Source organism: Longispora urticae (assembly GCF_053902585.1).
Genome location: NZ_JAQZSH010000016.1, coordinates 25,931 through 43,563, shown reverse-complemented (window position 1 = coordinate 43,563; position 17,633 = coordinate 25,931). Strand labels below are relative to the sequence as shown.

Annotated in this window: 14 protein-coding genes and 1 pseudogene; 11 read left to right on the top strand and 4 right to left on the bottom strand. The window is 74.5% G+C overall.

What is annotated here, in order from left to right:
• Positions 1-7 precede the first annotated feature (7 nt).
• Positions 8-1,114 carry a sensor histidine kinase gene (locus tag PT931_RS08125; protein ID WP_456245063.1) on the top strand — a complete coding sequence of 369 codons (1,107 nt, stop codon included), beginning with the start codon at positions 8-10 and terminating at the stop codon, positions 1,112-1,114.
• The gene (locus tag PT931_RS08120) at positions 1,111-1,746 is read left to right on the top strand and encodes a response regulator (protein ID WP_456245062.1); all 636 of its coding nucleotides are present in this window, start codon (positions 1,111-1,113) and stop codon (positions 1,744-1,746) included. Before PT931_RS08125 ends, PT931_RS08120 begins: the two co-directional genes overlap by 4 nt.
• 81 nt (positions 1,747-1,827) lie before the next feature.
• Here the strand turns inward: PT931_RS08120 and PT931_RS08115 are convergent, their stop codons facing one another.
• From PT931_RS08115 to PT931_RS08105, 3 genes and pseudogenes are all read right to left on the bottom strand, one after another.
• On the bottom strand, positions 1,828-3,471 hold the full coding sequence (locus PT931_RS08115; protein WP_456245061.1) for an ABC-F family ATP-binding cassette domain-containing protein: 1,644 nt from the start codon (positions 3,469-3,471) through the stop codon (positions 1,828-1,830).
• 286 nt (positions 3,472-3,757) lie between these two features.
• Positions 3,758-4,960 carry an esterase/lipase family protein gene (locus tag PT931_RS08110; protein ID WP_456245060.1) on the bottom strand — a complete coding sequence of 401 codons (1,203 nt, stop codon included), beginning with the start codon at positions 4,958-4,960 and terminating at the stop codon, positions 3,758-3,760.
• Positions 4,961-5,340: 380 nt separating this feature from the next.
• Positions 5,341-5,781, bottom strand: a pseudogene (locus PT931_RS08105) (DUF4386 domain-containing protein); the annotation flags it as partial.
• Between the two features lie 97 nt (positions 5,782-5,878).
• Here PT931_RS08105 and PT931_RS08100 point away from each other — a divergent pair.
• Positions 5,879-6,553 (top strand): TetR/AcrR family transcriptional regulator C-terminal domain-containing protein, encoded by a 675-nt coding sequence (locus PT931_RS08100; protein ID WP_456245059.1) that lies wholly within the window; start codon positions 5,879-5,881, stop codon positions 6,551-6,553.
• 123 nt (positions 6,554-6,676) lie between these two features.
• Here the strand turns inward: PT931_RS08100 and PT931_RS08095 are convergent, their stop codons facing one another.
• Positions 6,677-9,445, bottom strand: a complete 2,769-nt coding sequence (locus PT931_RS08095; protein WP_456245058.1) for a M4 family metallopeptidase — start codon at positions 9,443-9,445, stop codon at positions 6,677-6,679.
• Between the two features lie 271 nt (positions 9,446-9,716).
• Between PT931_RS08095 and PT931_RS08090 the strand changes: the two genes are divergently transcribed.
• The 8 genes from PT931_RS08090 to PT931_RS08055 all read left to right on the top strand — a co-directional run bounded on the left by PT931_RS08090 (position 9,717) and on the right by PT931_RS08055 (position 17,569).
• Positions 9,717-10,271, top strand: a complete 555-nt coding sequence (locus PT931_RS08090; protein ID WP_456245057.1) for a TetR/AcrR family transcriptional regulator — start codon at positions 9,717-9,719, stop codon at positions 10,269-10,271.
• 71 nt (positions 10,272-10,342) lie between these two features.
• Positions 10,343-12,352, top strand: a complete 2,010-nt coding sequence (locus tag PT931_RS08085) for an SDR family oxidoreductase (RefSeq protein ID WP_456245056.1) — start codon at positions 10,343-10,345, stop codon at positions 12,350-12,352.
• Between the two features lie 265 nt (positions 12,353-12,617).
• The gene (locus tag PT931_RS08080; RefSeq protein WP_456245055.1) at positions 12,618-13,067 is read left to right on the top strand and encodes an EF-hand domain-containing protein; all 450 of its coding nucleotides are present in this window, start codon (positions 12,618-12,620) and stop codon (positions 13,065-13,067) included.
• Between the two features lie 238 nt (positions 13,068-13,305).
• Complete coding sequence (locus PT931_RS08075) at positions 13,306-13,488, top strand: hypothetical protein (RefSeq protein ID WP_456245054.1); 183 nt, start codon at positions 13,306-13,308, stop codon at positions 13,486-13,488.
• 240 nt (positions 13,489-13,728) lie between these two features.
• Positions 13,729-15,555 (top strand): M48 family metallopeptidase, encoded by a 1,827-nt coding sequence (locus tag PT931_RS08070; protein ID WP_456245053.1) that lies wholly within the window; start codon positions 13,729-13,731, stop codon positions 15,553-15,555.
• A gap of 121 nt (positions 15,556-15,676) precedes the next feature.
• A complete protein-coding gene (locus tag PT931_RS08065) occupies positions 15,677-16,339 on the top strand; it encodes a hypothetical protein (RefSeq protein ID WP_456245052.1) in 663 nt (220 codons plus the stop codon).
• Positions 16,340-16,481: 142 nt separating this feature from the next.
• Positions 16,482-16,712: a DUF6289 family protein gene (locus PT931_RS08060; protein ID WP_456245051.1), complete on the top strand. Its 231-nt coding sequence runs from the start codon at positions 16,482-16,484 to the stop codon at positions 16,710-16,712.
• A 173-nt stretch (positions 16,713-16,885) separates the two neighbouring features.
• Positions 16,886-17,569, top strand: a complete 684-nt coding sequence (locus tag PT931_RS08055) for an SIMPL domain-containing protein (protein WP_456245050.1) — start codon at positions 16,886-16,888, stop codon at positions 17,567-17,569.
• Positions 17,570-17,633 lie beyond the last annotated feature (64 nt).

Here is a 17,633-nt window from a genome sequence, read left to right as displayed (position 1 = left end):
CGGGGCCGTGACCTCCTCGCGGCCCGTCCCGTGGGTGTCGCCCGTGCTGTACGTGGCCGTCCTGGTCGCCGGGGTGTACGCCGGCGTCCGCGGCCTGGGCGACACCCACCTCGTCCTGTTCACCGGCGGGCTGGCGGCGCTGATGAGCCTGGAGCACGTCGAGCCGCGCGGGAATGTCCAGGCCGCCCTCCTGCTGGCTGCCCGGACCGGCCTGTTCCTGGTCGTCGCGGCGGTGGACGGCTCGGGCCTGTCCCGGGTGCTGTTCGTGCTCATCCCCTTCACCGCGTACTTCGCCTTCGGCCGGACGGTGGCCCTGGCCCTCGGCGCCGGCTGCCTCGGCCTGGTCCTCGTCGGCTACCAGGTCGCCTCCCCCGGCTGGACCACCGACGTGGAGAAGGTCTCCGACCTGCTGATGTTCACCCTCGGCCTGGTGCTCGCCGTGACGATGGCCTCCGTCGCGGTCGAGGAGCGCTCCGGCCGCCGCAGGCTCGAGGAGTCGCACCGCCGGATCGCCGACCTGTCCGCCGCCGCCGAGCGGACCCGGATCGCCCGCGACATCCACGACGACGTCGGGCACCACCTCACCGCCGTGCTGGTCCTGCTGGAGAAGGCCACCGCCTTCCGCGACCGCGACCCCGACCTGGCCCGCGGGGCGCTCGGCGACGCGGAACGGTCGGCCCGCCGGGCCCTGGAGGACGTCCGGCGGTCGGTGCGGACCCTGCACGCCGAACCCGGGCCGTTCCGCCTGACCCGCGCGCTGGCCGAGCTGGTCGGCGACAGCATCCCGGTGCGGGTGACCGGGGACGAGGACCGGTACGGCGAGGAGACGCTGCGGGTCCTGTTCCGCGCCGCCCAGGAGGGCATCACCAACGCCCGCCGGCACGCGCGGGCCACCGCCATCGAGGTACTCGTGGACTTCGGCGCCGACCGGGCCGCGCTGACGATCGGCGACGACGGCCGCGGGTTCGCCCCCGGCGCGGAGGGCTTCGGGCTGCGCGGTCTGCGGGACCGGGTGGAACAGGTCGGCGGCCGGCTGGACGTGCACAGCGGGCCGGGCACCCGGCTGGTGGTCACCGTGCCCGCCCCTCTCCGGCCCGCCGGGGGCGCGCGGTGACGGTGCGGGTCCTCGTGGCCGACGACCAGGTCCTGGTGCGGGAGGGCATCGCGTCCCTGCTCGGCCTCCAGGAGGGCATCGAGGTGGTGGCGACGGCCGGTGACGGTCGGGAGGCCGTGGCCAGGGCGCTGGCGACCCGGCCCGACATCGTCCTGATGGACGTGCGGATGCCCGACATGGACGGGCTGGACGCCGCCGCGCTGCTCCGGGCCGAGCTGCCGGACTGCCGGGTCATCATGCTCACCACGTTCGACGACCAGCGGTACGTGGTGCGGGCGTTGCGGGCCGGCGCCGCCGGGTACCTGCTCAAGGACCTGCCGTCGGCCCAGCTCGGGGCGGCGGTCCGGCTCGCCCACGCCGGGGTCGTGCAGTTCGACCCGGCGGCCGCCGCGCGCCTGGCCGCGGCGGTCGGCGCCCCGCCGGAGCCGTCGGACGTGGCGCTGACCGCCCGCGAGGTGGAGGTGCTGCGGCTCGTCGCGCGGGGGCTGACGAACCGCGAGATCGCCCGGCAGCTGCACCTGAGCGAGGGCACGGTGAAGAACTACCTGTCCCGGGTCCTGGAGCGGCTCGGCGTCAGGGACCGCACCCAGGCCGCCGTCTACGCGCGGGAGCACGGACTGCTCGCACCGTGACCCGGCCGCCCACGTGCCCCCACGTGGGCGGCCGGGGCCGGGCCGCTCCGGCCGTGCGCGGGGCACACGGTCCGCCCGCCGTCACCCGGCGTCGGGCGGCGACAGGTGCAGCGTGGCGCCGGTGAACATGCTCCGGATCCGCCGGTCATGTGTGACGGTCACGACCGCGCCGGGGTAGTCGGCGAGGGCCCGTTCGAGGTCCTCGACCAGGTCCGGCGCCAGGTGGTTGGTGGGTTCGTCCAGGAGCAGCAGGTCCACCGGGTGTCGCACGAGCCGGGCGAGGTCGGCCCGGCGCCGCTGGCCGACGGACAGTGCCCGCACCGGCTGGTCGAGGTCCGCCGGGCGGAACAGGCCCAGGGCCAGGAGTTCGGCCGCGTGTTCGGCCGGCGGACCGGGGAGACCGGCCGCGTAGACCTCCAGCAGGGTCCGGTCCGGGTCGCCGGTCGCCGGGTCGTCGTGCTGGCGCAGGTGGCCCACCCGGGCGGGGCGGCGTACCGAGCCGGACGCCGGGGCGAGTTCTCCGGCCAGTACCCGCAGGAGGGTGCTCTTGCCCGCCCCGTTGGGGCCGGTGACCAGCAGCCGTCCGCCGGCGGCGATCCGCAGGGACGTGGCCCGCAGCCGACCCGGAACGGCGACCCCGGTGAGTTCGACGACGGGCCCCTCGACGGGCGCGGCTCCGCCGGGCACCCGGGCCGCGAACCGCAACGGCTCGGGCGGGGCGGGCACCGGGTCGCCGAGGAGCGCGCCGATCTGCTGTTTGGCGGCGCGGATCCGCCCCGCCGCGCCATGGGTCCGCGAACGGGCCCGGAACGCCCCCGCGCCGCTGAACCCGCGGGGTCCCTTGCGGGGGATCGCGGTCAGCCGGTCGCTGTTGGCCTCCAGGAGCGCGGTGTGCCGGGCGACCTGGGCCCGCCACTCGGTGTGCCGGTACTGCTGCTCGGCCCGGCGGGTGGCCCTCGCGGCGAGGAAGCCCCGGTAGCCGTCGCCGTGCCGGTGCACGGCGTGGGCGTCACCGTCGACCTCCAGCACCGTGGAGGTGATCCGTTCCAGGAAGGTCCGGTCGTGGGTGACGGCGACGAGGCTGCCCCTGTGGGCCCGCAGGCGTTCCTCCAACCAGTGCAGCGCCGCGTCGTCGAGGTCGTTGGTCGGCTCGTCGAGGAGGAGCAGTTCCGGGGCGGACGCCAGCGTCCCGGCCAGCGCCAACCGGGCCTGGTCGCCGCCGGAGAGCGTGCCGAGGGGACGGTCCCGGTCCAGTCCGGGCCGGCCGAGACCGTGCAGCGCGCGCTCCACCCGGGCGTCGGCGTCGTACCCGCCCCGGGCCTCGAACGCCTCGACCAGCGCGGCGTACTCCGCGAGGTGGGCGGCCGCGCCGTCGCCCAGGTCCCGTTCGGCCGCGTGCAGCCGCCGTTCGAGGTCGCGGATGTCCGCCAGCGCCACGTCGATCGCGGCGGCGACGGTGGCGCTGGCCGGCAGGCCGAGGGTCTGGCCCAGGTAGCCGATCCCGCCGGGGGCGGACACGGTGACGGTGCCGTCGTCCGGGGCGAGCCGACCGGCCATCAGGCGCAGCAGTGTGGACTTACCGCTGCCGTTGTCGCCGAGGACGCCGATCTTCTCGCCGGGACGGACGGTGAGGTCCACCCGGTCGAGGACGACGCGGTCGCCGTAGCGGCGGGTGACGTCGCGCAGGGTGAGTTGGGTGTCGGAAGGGGCATGCGGGACGCGCATGGTGGGCTCGACAATCTCGGCCGTGGCCGGTCGCTGTGACGGGACGCGACGCGGACGCGACGGAGCGGGGCTCGACGTCGACGGTCCGCGGGGGCCGCGATCACAGGAACAGGAATGCCATCCACCCAACGTAACGGCGTTCCCCGCCTCTTACAACAGGTTTCGCAGCGCCGTGCGCGGGGTCACCACCGGGCGGGGTCGGGGGTCCAGGCCGGGCCCGCGACCCGTCCGGTCAGCCGCGCCCGACCGAGCACAGTGGGCGCGGCTGACCGGGTTCGCTCCGCCCCTACCTCTTCGGCAGCTGCTCGAGGATGAACTCGCACAGTTCGCGGGTGATGGCGGTGTGGCCGGTGTTCGCCGAGGACGTGCGGCGCAGGTCGAGTTCGAACCGGTCGTCGTCGAGCGCGTCGACGTTCAGCGCGAGGTCGGCCGGGTCGCCGATGTCGGTGCCGGTCACCGCGAGCGCGCTGATCGTGGGGATGAAGTTCACGTCCGGGTACGGCGCGACGGCCTGCTGCCCGGCGACCGCGCTGATCGTGGCGGCGGCGATGGCGAACGAGTCGAGGGTGCCGCCGGCCACGCTGTCGAGCTCGGGATAGCCCGGCGTGTACTTGTCGGCGGGGAACAGCCCGATGGTCCGGAGCTTGGCGACCTGCTGCGGGTCGCCGGAGCCCTGGATGTAGAGCTCGGTGCCGTAGTACAGCCCCTGGGTGACCTGGAATCCGATCTCGCCGGCCGGGTTGCCGTTGCCCTGGCCGTCGCCGCGGCCGTTGGCCACCCCGATCTTGACGGGCCGCGCGGGCCAGTCGCCGAGCCGGGCCAGTTCGGCGAGGAACTTGCGGCGCTCCTCGTGCTCCTCCGGGTCGGCGGCCAGGCTGGTCTTCTGCTTCCAGAGCATCTGCCGGGCGGCGTCGCTGTCGACGAGGTCGGCGAGGGCGGAGTTGGTCGGCCTGATGTACCAGGCGAGGCTCTGCAGGCTGATCGGGACCCAGGCGCCCAGGTGCGGGGTGTCGTAGGAGAAGTAGTGCGAGACGCGGTGGTCCATCCGGAGGAGTTCCATCCTGGCCAGCGCGTACCGGGTGACGAGGCCGCCCATACTGAACCCGCCCACCACGAGCGGGGTGTCGGTGACGGACTCGGCGATGGCCTGCCAGATGCACTGGGTGGCCGTCTCGGCGTTGGCGAGGATGGAGCGGGAACAGTCGCGGTAGCCGAGGACGATCACGTCGTAGCCGCGCTGGTTGAGTTCGGTGATCAGCGCGAACTCGCCGTTGTTCTCGAAGCCCCAGTACAGGGCGGTGCGGTCGCTCTCGCCGAGGTGGAAGCCGTCGGACATGATGATCGGCTGCTGGAGCTGGTCGTGGCCGGGGGCGTAGTAGACCCAGCCCCAGCCCCCGTCGAGCGTCCACGTGCGGTCGGGTACGCGGACGCGTCGGACGGACTGGTCGGGCTGGGCCTGGCCGAACGGGTAGACGGCGGATCCGGTCATGGGAAACCCCTTCCATCGGGTACTACCAATGACCGAACGTAGTCTTGCCATATTCGGAGAGCAATGCCCGTTGTAGACGGTCCACAGCGGATTAATCGATATTTAGCTGTGTTAAGAGTTCTGTAGCGCCTGGTAGGGCAGTGGATATGACATAGGTTCCCTTGATTCCGATAGCCGTCATGTCGGACTTCAGACAGGATCGGCGACGGGTACGGCCGGCGCGGAGCGCTCCGCCGGGAAGCCCCTGACCAGCAGCAGCACGCCGAGCGCGACCTCGAACAGTCCACCGGGGACGGACAGCGCCACGCCGACGCCGTACCCGAGGACCTCCAGGACGGCGCCCAGCGCGAGGACCGCGTACCCGACGAGGCCCAGACCGCCACGGGTCGGGGGACCAGGCGCGCGCGGAACAGGACGCGGCAGAACAGCAGGCCGCCGAGCCCGAGCGAGATCATGGCGACCTGGTACGCGTACCGGTTGCCCTCCCGGGCCAGCGACGCCAGCAGGGCCGCCCCGCCGTCGCGCTCCCCCGCGAGCGGCACCTGGAGCAGCAGCAGGACGACCCCCACGGCCAGCAGCACCGCCTCGCCGACCCGGGACACCAGGTACGCGAGGGCGGAGACCTCCCCGTGCGGCCTCAGGACGGGGAACACCAGCACCCCGATGCCGGCGACGACGACGGAGTTCGCCAGCATCAGCAGCGCCCCCGCCCGGAGTCCCCCCTGCGTGCCGGCCTCGACCAGCGCGTTGCCGGCGATGTACACGACGAACGCGAGCAGGAACAAAGCGCCCACAACGCGTCCGGTGGTCCTTCTCGACATGGCTTCCCTCTTCCCCCCGGCGCGGCCGGACCGCACCTTACTTAGTAAGGCACGGTAACGTACTTAGTACCAGAGCGCTATCCGCCGGGAGGCACGTTTGTCGAAGACAGTCAGGGACCGCGCTCCGCTCAACCGGGAACGGGTGCTGCGCGCCGCCGTCGCGGTCGCCGACGCGGGGGGCATCGGGGCGCTGACCATCCGGTCGCTGGCCCAGGAACTCGACGTCAAGCCGATGTCGGTCTACTACCACGTCGCCAACAAGGACGAGATCCTCGACGGCATCGTGGACCTCGTGTTCGCCGAGATCGACCTGCCCGCGACCGACGGCGACTGGCGGGCGGAACTGACCCGGCGGGCGGACTCGGCCCGCCGGGTGCTCCGCCGGCACCCGTGGGCGGTCGGCCTGCTGGACTCGCGGTCCGCCCCGGGCCCGGCGACGCTGCGGCACCACGACGCGGTGATCGGCACCCTGCGCGGGGCGGGGTTCTCGGTGCCGATGACCGCGCACGCGTTCGCCCTGCTCGACAGCCACCTGTACGGGTTCGTGCTCCAGGAGAACGCGCTGCCGACCGGCCCCGACGCCGTGCCCGAGGTCGCCGGGCCGATCATGGAGCAGTTCCCGGCCGGGGCGTATCCGCACCTCACGGAGCTGGCCGTCGAGCACGTCATGCGGCCCGGCTACTCCTTCGGCGACGAGTTCGCGTTCGGGCTCACGATGATCCTCGACGCGCTCGCCCGGACGCTGCCGCCCGGCGACGAGCCGTCGTCCTGATGCCACGGGTCCGGCACCGCGCGCGGCGGTACCCGTCGAACGGTGGTGTGGTCGCGCTCTTCGCGCGGAGGGCCGGATGCCGTGCGGGCCCGGACTCCACAGGGGAATCCGGGCCCGGCCGAGCTAGGGGACGCTGTAGCCGAGGGTGTAGTTCCCGGCGCCCGAGTAGGACAGCACCCGGTACCGGTAGGTGCCCGCCGTCCCGGTGTAGGTCAGGGTCTCGTCCGCGCCCGGGGTGGTGCCGCTGGCCACGTTCACCCAGGTGCTGCCGTTCCACTTCTGCAGGTACAGGTCGAAGTCGGCCCCGGTCGGGCCGTCCACGCAGCCGCGCTGCGTCCCGGCCGCGGCGGTGAACCCGGCGGTGCCCGGCCGGTACACCGAGGCCCCGGTCGCCAGGGTGCCGGTCAGCGTGTTCTGGTAGCCGGCGCAGAAGCCGCCCGGGGTGACGGTCACCGGCACGACCACCTGGTGCTGGCGCCCGTTGGCCGTGCCCAGCACCGTGATCGAGTACCCGGAGCCGGGGGTTGCCCCGGCCGGCACGGTGACGCTCAGCGCGGACGAGCCGCCGGCCGCCACGGTCGCCGGGCTGAAGGCGTAGGTCGTGCCGGCGGGCAGCCCGCCCGGCCCGCTGGACAGCGCGATCGACGGCACCGCGCCGGAGACCAGGGCCGTGGACACCGTCAGGGTGCCCGCGGTGCCCGCCGGTACCGACAGCGCGGCCGGGGCGACGGCGAGGGAGAACTCGTTGGGCCGGGGCCGGACGGACAGCGTGAACGCGGTCTGGTGGTCGGCGACCGTGCCGTCCCCGGTGACCGTGATCCGGTAGTCCCCGTGCGCCGTGCCCGTCGTGGTGGTCAGGTGCAGGATCCCCGGCTGCCAGACGATGCCGCCGGTCGGCACCACGGGCGGGTCGAACGTCGCCGACACCCCGGCGGGCAGCCCGGAGATCCCCAGCGTGACGTACTGGTTCGCCGAGCTGGAGTCCTTGATCGCGTTCACCTTGAGGTCGGCGGCGTCGCCCGGCACCACGAACCCGGGCACGTCCGTCACGGTGAACGCGTAGTCGTCGAAGTTCAGGGTCACCACCAGCGTGAACGTGGTCGTGTGCGTCTGTCCGCCGATCCCGGTGACCGTGACCGGGTAGCTGCCGACCGGGGTGGTCGCGTCGGTGTCGATGAACAGTTCCGTGCCGTAGCCGGTGGGCACCCGGTTGGAGGTGAGCACGCCCGTCGCGCCGGCGGGCAGGCCGCTGACGGACAGGGACACCAGGTTCGTGCTGCCCGTGGCGACGCCGGTGGACACCCAGGTGGTCACCCCGCCGTCCTGCTTGACCGAGGCGGTCGCCGGGTCCACGGCCAGCGTGAAGTCGTCCGTCGTGCCGCAGGTCGGCTCGTGCGGGCCGGCCGGCACCGCGACCGCGTTCCAGGCGTCGCGGACCCGGTTGAAGTTCACACAACTCGACGGGTACAGGTTCTTCGCGGCCGCGAGGGTGGCCACCCGCACGTCGGCGTACCGCCAGCCGGAGGTCTTGGCCAGCAGCCCGTTGTACAGCACCTTGGCCGCGTCCTGGAGCCCGATCGGGGTCACCGACGACGGGCCGCCCGCGCAGATCGGGCTGGCCGGGCGGCCGTTCGTCGGGGTCGAGCCCTCGGCGAGCAGGTAGAAGAAGTGGTTGAGCGGGCCGGCCGCGAAGTGCGCCTCCGCGCCGGGCAGGTCCGTCGACCAGCAGTCCGGCCCGTAGTACGCCGACGGCTGGGACTGGCTGCGCAGCGGGCCGTTGCCGTACAGGTTCACGTCCTCGCCCACCAGGTAGTCGGCCGGGCGGGTCGGGTCGTTGGCGTAGAGCTCGGTCAGGGTGCCGAAGATGTCGGCGTACCCCTCGTCCAGGCCCGGTTCGTCGTTGAGGCCGCCGGGGCTGTGCTGGTAGATGCCGTGCCCGAACTCGTGGCCGACGATGTCGAGGCTGGTCGCCTGGCGCTGGAGGTCCACGGCGCGCCCGAACGTGGCCACGGTGCCCGTCCAGTAGGCATTGGCGTAGTCGCCGCCCACCCGGGCCCCGAAGGCGTGGCCCTGGCCGTCCAGCCCGGTGCGGCCCAGCCACGCGGAGACCATGTCGGACTCCTTCGCCCCGGCGTACAGCACGTCCGCGCAGGCCGTCTCCAGGTCCGTGCCCGAGCCGTTGCCCCAGGTGTCGTCGGGGCCGGAGTAGACGACGCCGTCGACGTTGCCGCACTCCAGGCCGGGGCGCGCCGGGTCGGCCATCCGGAACGTCCCGCCGGAGCCGGTGGTGCCGATGGTCTTCGAGCCGTTGTAGTAGGTGCTGGCGGTGCCGGCGCGCACCTCGTCGTAGCTGCGGGCCACCGCGCCGGTGCGGGCGTCGACCAGGACGCGCTGCCGGCTCGGGGCCGGCCCGGACCGGCCGGTTACCACGGTGTCCCAGACCAGGCGGGGGCCGGTCTCGGAGGCGAGGACGGCCAACGTCGGCTCGGTCGTCTCGCGGACCGCGTCGAGCGTCGTCCGGGCCGTGGCCAGGGCGGAACCGGTCGGCACCGTCGGCGTGACCGGGAGGTCGAGCGGGCGGCCCGGGGCGACGGCGGCGTGCACGACCCGGCCGGCCGCGTCGGTCACCACCACCGCGTCGCCGCCGAGGACGGGCAGGCCGCGGTACGTGCGCTCGTAGCTGGTGTACCGCAGGCCGTTGCCGCCGGCGTACTCCCGGATCCGGCGCAGTTGTTCCTCGGGTCCCCGGTGGAACCGGGTCGGCTCGTGCGCGACGAACCGATCGGCGGACGAGAGGGTCGGCCGGTCCGGCGCGGGGCCGGCGGGGGCGGGCGTGGCCGGCACGACGAGTGCCGTGGCGGCCAGGGTGAGGGCGAGCAGGGTGGGTCTCAACGCGACGCTCCTGTGGGTACGGCCCGGGTGCGGGCATGACGGAGGAGCGCGCCGCCGGGTCCGGATCGCGGAACGGCGGGGCGCGGTGGGGGCGGCTGACGCCGCCGGGGATTGTCAGTGTCCTTTGTAGATACGTCGAGTTGATCTTATAGGGATGATCACCGATTGGCCCCTGAGGTGACGGCCGTCTCACCCCCTTTCGAGGGGTACCCGACCACCCGACCCGACTCCCCGGTTGACGGGATTATGAAGACCGGTCTATTCTTCGGCCATGGGACAGAAGGGCGAGGAGACCAGGGCGCGACTGCTGGACGCCGCGTCCCGGCTCCTGGAGTCGGGCGGCTACTTCGGCGCGGGCCTCAACCAGGTGCTCGCCGAGAGCGGCGCCCCGCGCGGCTCGCTGTACTTCCACTTCCCCGGCGGCAAGGACCAGCTGGTCACCGAGTCGGTGAGCCGGGCCGGCCAGGACATCGCCGCGCTGATCAGCGGGGTCGAGGCCACCGACACGGCCGACCTGCTGGCCCAGCTGCTCGACGTGCTCGGCGACCGGCTGGAGCGGTCCGCGTGGCACCAGGGCTGCCCGGTCGCCACCGTGGCCCTGGAACTGGCCGCGTCGAACGACGCCGTGCAGCAGGCCTGCTCGGCGGCGTACACGTCCTGGGAGACCGCCCTGCGCGACCAGCTCGTCGCGGACGGCCACCCGGCGGCCGAGGACCTCGCCACCACCGTCCTCGCGCTGATCGAGGGCGGGCTGCTCCTGGCCCGCGCGCACCGGAGCCGGCAGCCGCTGACCCGGGTCGCCGGGGCGATCACGGCACTCCTGTAGGGCCCCGTGGCCGGCGGCCCGCGTTTGTCGTACCCAAAAAATATGTAGATTGGTCTACAGAAGGAGTTGCCTTGTCCCCCGACTCGATCGTCCTCGGCGCCGCCGGGTTCATCGGCCGTTCCCTGGTCGCCGAACTCCTCGACCAGGGCCGGCACGTGGCCGCCGCCGTGCGCGCCGGCTCCGCCGCCCGACTCACCGACTGGCTCGACGAACGGGGTGCGGACCGGACCCGGCTCACCGTCGTGACCTGCGACATCACCCTGCCCGACCTCGGGCTGCCCGCCGGGCTGGACGAGGTCCGCGACGTGTACAACTCGGCCGCCGCGTTCGCCTGGGGGCTGACCGCCGAGGCCGCCCAGCGGGTCAACGTGACCGGCGCGCTGCACGTGCTCGACTGGGCCGCCTCGCGCCCCGCCCTCCGCCGCCTCGTGCACATCACCGGCTACCGCGCCGCGTTGAAGGACAACAGCGCCACCGGGGGGTACGAGTCGTCCAAGCTGGAGGCCGACACCGCCCTGACCGCCCGGGCGGGGGCCGCGGGGGTCCCGTTGACCATCGCGAACCCGAGTTCGGTGATCGGGCCCGGGCAGTACATCGGGCTCGCCGACATCGTCGCCGACCTGTGGCGGGGCAAGCTACCCGCGCTGCCCGGCGGCCGGGACACCTTCGTGCCCGTGGTCACCGTCGACTACTTCGCCCGGTTCCTCGCCTCGCTGCCGGGGCGCGCCGGGACCGCCGGCCGGTCCTACACCGTCCTCGACGACGCGACCCCGAACCTGCCCGACCTCGTCCGGATGCTCGCCGCGCACCTCGGGGTCCCGGCCCCCCGGTTCCAGGTGCCCGTGGGCCTGGTCCGCCGGCTGCCGCGCGCGCTGACCGGCGTGGAACCCGAGACGCTCACGTTCCTGTCCGACGACCGGTACGACACGACGGCCGCCGACGCGCACGCCCGGGCCGTGGGGCTGCGGATGCCCCCGGTGGAGGAGGCGCTGCGGGAGTGGGCCGACCATCTGGTGGGCAGCCGGTTCGGCGCGGTGCCCGGGGCTGAGGAGGGTGGGTTCCACGACGGGATGTGGCTCGCGGGTGACCGGGAGGAGCCCGGGCACGTGCTGCTGCACGGGGTGCCCGTCGACGGGGACAGTTGGGCGGAGGTGGCGGGGGCGCTCGGTTCCCGCACGCTGCGGGCGGATCTGCCGGGCCTGGGGCGGTCGGCACCGGGGGCGGGGCGGGACCGGTCGGGGCGGGATCGGTCGGCTCCACAGGCCCCGGGCACGGGGCCGGACCGGTCGGCTCCGCAAGCCACGGGCACGGGGCCGGACCAGTCGGGACCACAGGCCCCGGGCACGGGGCCGGACCAGTCGGGACCACAGGCCCCGGGCACGGGGCCGGACCAGTCGGCTCCACAAGCCACGGGCACGGGGCCGGACCGGTCGGGACCCAGGGGCTCCGCGCCGCGCACAGGAACGGAGCTGGCCGCGCCCGGTCGCCCGGTGCGGCGGTCCGTCGAGGGGCCGCCGGAGTGGCTCGTGGAGCTGATGCGTCCGGTGCGCACCCGGCCCGTACTCGTCGCGCACTCCCTGTCCTGTGACCCCGCGATCCGGTTCGCCCTCGCGCATCCGGAGCGGATCTCGAAGCTCGTGCTGGTCGCGCCCGCGTTCCTCCAGGCGCGCGCCGGACGGCTGGCCCGCTCCGGACTCGCCGCGGTCCTGCTGCGCCGGATGTCGACGACCCGGCTGTCGACCGTGCTCGGCGTACCCGACGGGCCCGCGGTCGCCAGCGCCGTGGCGAACCTGCGCCGGCCGGGGGTCGCGCGGCGGACCGTCGCGGCGCTGCGGGCGGCCAGCGGGCCGGACCGGCGGGCGGCGTCGCGGGAGCTGTTGCGGCAGGTGGCGGTGCCGGTCGAGATCATCGTCGGCGAGCGGGACCCGGTGGTCGGGTACGCCGGGTGGCCGGTGGCCGTGGTCGCCGGGGCCGGGCACTACCCGCAGATCAGCCATCCGGCGGAGGTGGCGCGGCTGGTGCGGGGCGTCGGGGCGGGCGGCGGGACCGCGGTGACCACGGTGGAGACCGCGCGGGCCTGAGGAAAGCCTCGCGTCTGTCTGATCCGCTGTCCGTGGTGGAGGCCGACGGTCATGGGGAGCTCAACCGTGGCGTGGACGGGGCGCCGTCGTGCGGGCAGGCGCACCTCGACCGTGACGTGGACGGGCCGCCGTCGTGCGGCGGGCGCACCGCGATCGCGTGGCGCCTTCGGGGCCCGGGGCGGCGCGGGCCCGGCGTGCTGGATCGGGCGCCGGGCGGACGGCCCTTAGGCTGGTCGGATTGGCCCCACGGAACGGAGCACGGTACATGTCCGACGCACAGCCCCTCTCCCCCGCGCAGACCGAGGAGTACAGGAAGGCCTTCACGCTCCACGACCGCAACAACAGCGGCTACATCACCTCCGACGAGCTGGGTGTCGTCCTGCGCAGCCTGGGCGCCCGGCCGACGGCCATCGAGCTGCGGAAACTGATCGCCGACGCGGACGCCAACGGGAACAAGCGGCTCGACCTCGCCGAGTTCCTCGCCCTGATGGCCGCCCACGGTGGCCCGTCGGACGCCGAGCTGGCCGAGGCGTTCCGCGCCCACGACGCGGACGGCGACGGGTACGTCACCGCCGAGGAGATGACGCGGCTCATGGTCAGCATGGGCGACCAGCCCACCACCGAGGAGGTCGCGGCCGCGTTCACCGCCGCGGACGGGGACGGCGACGGCCGGCTCGACTACGCGGAGTTCAAGGCGCTGTACAGCGCGAGCTGACGGATCCTCATCGCGGGTCGGCGGCCCGCGATGAGGCCACCGCCGCCCGCCGACGGCCCGGGTGGGCCCCGACCCGGCGGGCCCGGGCACGCCCCGTGAACCCGCCCCGGGTGTGCGGCCGCGGCGACCCCGGGCGGCCCGGTCACGGCCGGCGCGGGCCGGGTTTTCCCGGGCGCCCCGCGAGCCGTCCGCACCGCCTGCGCGGCCGGACCCCGCACGGTCGCTAGGCTTGTCGGTCATGAGCCGCAACCAGCACCACACCGACCGGGACCTCCCGGCACCCAGCTGGAACCCGTTCGCGGTCGACGGGGCCGGCACGGACACGGACCCGACGGGTACGACCGCCCCGGCCGACCCGCCGCAGGCCACGCCGGACGAGGGTACGACCGGGAGGCTCGGGGACCCGTTCAGCGTGCTGTGACGCCCGCGCTGCGGGACCGGCGTGCCGTGACGGCCCGGCGATCAAGGTGACGCCCGTACTGTGCCAGCCCGCGGGCGGGGCGCCCGGCCGCAGAGACGCCGCGGGCGGCGCGACCCACGCGCTGTGCCGGCCCAACGGTCCGCCGTGACCCGACGGGTGCTGTGCCGGAAAAGGGGATTGATCCACCCCTCCGCCCGTGGCTAGTCTTCCCCGGCTTACGCACACGGGGGAAGGAACGTCATGAGTACACGGCTGCGTGCTGTGATCGCACTGCTGATGTTGATCGGGGTCTACGTGTTCTCCCTGGCCATCGCGGCCGGGGCGGCGTTCGCCGGCTACGCGGTCTGGACCCACTCCAGCGGCGGTGCCGCCGCGGGCAAGGTCAGCCTCCTGCTGGCCGGCGTCGGGGTCACGGTTCTGATCGGCATGTGGAAGGCGTTGGCCCCCCGCCCGTCCCAGCCGCACGGGCACCCGGTGACGGAGGCCGACGCGCCGGAGCTGTGGGCGCAGGTGCGCGCGCTGGCCGCCGAGGTGAAGACCCGCGCGCCGGACGACATCCGGATGATCGGCGACGTGAACGCGGCCGTGTCCGAGGACGCGCGGTTCCTGGGGCTCCAGGCCGGCCGGCGCACCCTGTACCTGGGCGCGCCGCTGCTGCTCACCCTTACCGCGGACCAGCTCCGTTCGGTGCTCGCCCACGAGCTGGGGCACTACTCGGGCAGTGACACCCGGCTGAGCGGGGTCACGTACCTGGGCCGGGAGACGCTGATCCAGATCGGTTCGAGGTTCAGCCGGTGGAACCCGGTCAACTGGCTGCTCCGGGGCTACTTCCGGCTGTACCTGCTGGTCACGCGGGCGATCAGCCGGCGCCAGGAGCTGCTCGCCGACGAGTTCTCCGCCCGGGTCGCCGGTCGGGACACGGCCATCGCCGCGTTGCGGGAGATTCCGGTGGCCGACGCGGCGTTCGACACGTACCTGCGGCACTACGTCAGCTGGGCCGCCGAGCACGGCTACGCGCCGACCGACGTGATGGGCGGGTTCCGCGAGTTCCTCGCCGCCCGTCCGGACCAGCTCGAGAAGGTCCGCGCCCAGCCGGCCCCGGAGGAGCGCTCGCGCTGGGACTCGCACCCGCCGTTCGCCGAGCGGATCCGGCTGCTCGCCGCGTTCGAGTCGCCGTACCGGATGGCCGACACCCGGCCCGCCACGGCGCTGGTCCGGGACCCGGGCGCCCTGATGCTGGCGGCGGAGCGGACGGCGTTCGACTTCGGTACCCGTCAGGTGCTGCCCTGGTCGGAGCTGATCCCGGCGGTGGCCGTCGCCAGCTCCCAGCACGTCGTGGACCGGCTCTACCGGGCGGCCGCGCGGGTCGCCGGCACCGGTCCGGGGGGCCTGGGCCTCGTGCTCGACCTGCTGGCCGCCGGGCGGGCCCCGGAACTGGCCGCCCGCCTGCGGGTGGCCGCCGACGACCTCGGCGAGTTCGTGACGGCGGCGGTCCGGGCCACGGCCGTGGCGTCGGGCGTGGCGTCCTGGGAGTTGAACTGGGCCGGCCCGTTCCGGCTGCGCGGGACCGACGGCGAGCCGTTCGCCCTGGGCTTCCTGGTGACCGGGGCGGTCACGGATCCGGCCTCGGTGCCGGAGCTGCGGGCCCGGCTGGCGGAGCTGGGCATCGACGCGTCCGCCGGGGTGCAGGCCTCGGCCCGCGCGGACGCCCGGACCGCCGAGCCGTTGTTCGGCATCGCGAACGTCAAGCTGGGCGAGGCCGAGCACGACCTGATCGTCACCGACGAGGGCCTGATCTTCACGTCCTCGGGGAAGTCCGACCAGGGCACGGCGCGTCTGTCGGAACACCTCGCCTCCGCGCCGGTCGCGGAGCTGGCCGCGCGGAACCGGTGGCTGCCGTTCGAGGAGGTCTCCTCGACGCGGATCGTGAAGGAGTCGCCGGTGCAGGTGGAGCTCACCTTGCACGGCGGCGGGACGCTGCTGGTCAAGGAGACCTGGGGCAGCGAGTACCTCGGGAAGAAGGTCCAGAAGAGTTTCCGGGTACTGATGGAGTCGCTCAACGACTAGATCCACTTTGGGTATGTTTGAGGCAAGTGTTCCTGGGGCACCTCCACATTGCACCAGTAAAGGCGACTCCGCCGCTTCGATGGCAAGCCGGTGGAGGGCCTCACGCGAGAGCCGGTACCCCATGCACAGCAGTAGGATCATCGCCCTGTTCGCCACCCCGCTCCTCGTCGCCACGGCCACGTTCGCCCTGGCCACCCCCGCGCACGCCGCCTGCGCCAACCTCAACGGGGCGGCCGGCGCGGCCGGCACCCCCAGCAACCCGGCGGGCCAGCCCGGCGGCGCCGGCGGGAACGCCGTCCCCGGCTGCCCGGGTGGCGCGGGCGGCAAGGGCGGGGCGGGCTACGCCGGCGGAGCGGGCGGCGCCGGCGGGCCCGGCGGCACCGGTGACCTCGGCGGGACCGGCGGGGCGGGCGGCGTGAGCGGCCCCACGGCCGGTACGGGCGGCGCCGGCGGCGCGGGCGGCACCAGTCGGATCGGCAACGGCGCGTGGGGCGGCGCCGGCGGCTACGGTGCCGCCGGTGGGGCCGGCGGGCGCGGCGGCGCGTCGAACATGCTCAACGGCGGCCACGGCGGCACGGGCGGCAACGGCCGGCCGGCCAACGGCCCCGGCGGGGCGGGCGGCGCGGGCGGCGACGGCGTCCTCGGGTTCGGAGGGACGGGCGGCACCGGCGGCAGGGCCTGCGGCGCCGGCGCGAACGGCTCCGGCGGACTCGGCGGGAACGGACTCCTCGGCAACGGGCTCGCCGGCCCGAACGGCGTCACGAACACGGGCAGTTGCCTGTAGAACTCCCCGCACGACGGCCGCCCTCCCCCGGGACTCCCACCGGGTGGGGGCGGCCCACCGACCGGCGGCGCCCTGTTGTCCACAGTGGTAATACATGAGACTCTGCACATCACACCTCACCACTGAGAAACGAGGCAACATCATGGTGCGTCGCATCCTGCTCACCCTGGCGCTGGCCGCCGGAGCGGTCGCCGTCTCCGCCGGACCCGCGCAGGCGGGCGCCTGCTCCTGGGGCTACACCTGCGACACGGTCTGGTACTCCGACGCCACCCACACCACGCAGGTCGGCGGCAAGCGGGAGTTCTGCGAGGGCGACACCCAGAGCTGGGGCGTCCGCTCCGGCTACCAGACCTGGACCTCACGGGCCTGCTGACCACGTCCGGGGCCGCCCGGACGCGGCCCCGGACGCCCGGGTCACACCGCCCGACCGGCGCGCCGGGGCCGGCGACGACTCCGTTGATTCCTGGCCCGCCGAGGGTCCGTCGGCCGCACCGGCCGCCATCAGGAGGACCGCGGGCCGCTGGCCGGGAGGAGTTACCATGCGCCATGACCGAGACCGTGTTGCTGACCGTCCGGGGCGAGGCCGTGCTGGAGGCCGAGCCGGAGCTGGCCGCGGTGACGGTGACGCTCGTCGCCCAGGACCGGGACCGGCCGGGGACCGTGGCGCGGCTGGACGCCGCGGTCGCGAGGCTCGACACGATGCTGGACCGGTACCCGGGAGCGGTCGACGTCCGGGAGTCCGGGTCCGTCAGCGTGCTCCCGGAGCAGGAGAGGAAGCGGTCCGGGTTCTCCGGCTCCGCCCGGGTCGTCCTGTCCGTCGTGGACTTCGCGCTGCTCGGTGAGCTCGTGGCCTACGTCGCCGGAGTGGAGGGCGTCTCGCTGGGCCAGGTGCGCTGGACGCTGCGCCCGGACAGCCCGGTGTACGCGCGGGCCCGCCGGGCGGCGCTCGCCGACGCGGCGGCCAGGGCCAGGGACTACGCCGAGGCGCTGAACGCGACGGTCGTCCGGCTGGTCGAGGTGGCCGACGAGGGGCTCACGAGCGGCCTGGCGTGGCAGGGCGCCCGGGTCGAGGGCGTGGCCTCCGCCGGGTCCGGATCGGGCAGCTTCGGCGGCGTCGGCTACGGCAAGGGTTCCGGGCCGGGCATGGAGCCGCAGCGGCAGCGGATCCGCGCGGTCGTGGAGGCGCGGTACGTCCTGAGCCAGCCCGGGAGCTCCCCGCACCAGGGCTGACGGGCTCGCGGCGGCCCCGGACGGCGGGTCGTCGACCGTGCCCGCTCCGCCCGGGTGCGGGCCT

What these genes read in the sequence shown, in the direction of transcription:
- PT931_RS08090 (WP_456245057.1), top strand. Translation starts at nt 9,717, where the DNA reads ATGGGACAGAAGGGCGAGGAGACCAGGGCGCGACTGCTGGACGCCGCG.
- PT931_RS08065 (WP_456245052.1), top strand. Translation starts at nt 15,677, where the DNA reads ATGCACAGCAGTAGGATCATCGCCCTGTTCGCCACCCCGCTCCTCGTC.
- PT931_RS08055 (WP_456245050.1), top strand. Translation starts at nt 16,886, where the DNA reads ATGACCGAGACCGTGTTGCTGACCGTCCGGGGCGAGGCCGTGCTGGAG.
- PT931_RS08075 (WP_456245054.1), top strand. Translation starts at nt 13,306, where the DNA reads ATGAGCCGCAACCAGCACCACACCGACCGGGACCTCCCGGCACCCAGC.
- PT931_RS08060 (WP_456245051.1), top strand. Translation starts at nt 16,482, where the DNA reads ATGGTGCGTCGCATCCTGCTCACCCTGGCGCTGGCCGCCGGAGCGGTC.
- PT931_RS08070 (WP_456245053.1), top strand. Translation starts at nt 13,729, where the DNA reads ATGAGTACACGGCTGCGTGCTGTGATCGCACTGCTGATGTTGATCGGG.
- PT931_RS08110 (WP_456245060.1), bottom strand. Translation starts at nt 4,960, where the DNA reads ATGACCGGATCCGCCGTCTACCCGTTCGGCCAGGCCCAGCCCGACCAG.
- PT931_RS08080 (WP_456245055.1), top strand. Translation starts at nt 12,618, where the DNA reads ATGTCCGACGCACAGCCCCTCTCCCCCGCGCAGACCGAGGAGTACAGG.
- PT931_RS08115 (WP_456245061.1), bottom strand. Translation starts at nt 3,471, where the DNA reads ATGCGCGTCCCGCATGCCCCTTCCGACACCCAACTCACCCTGCGCGAC.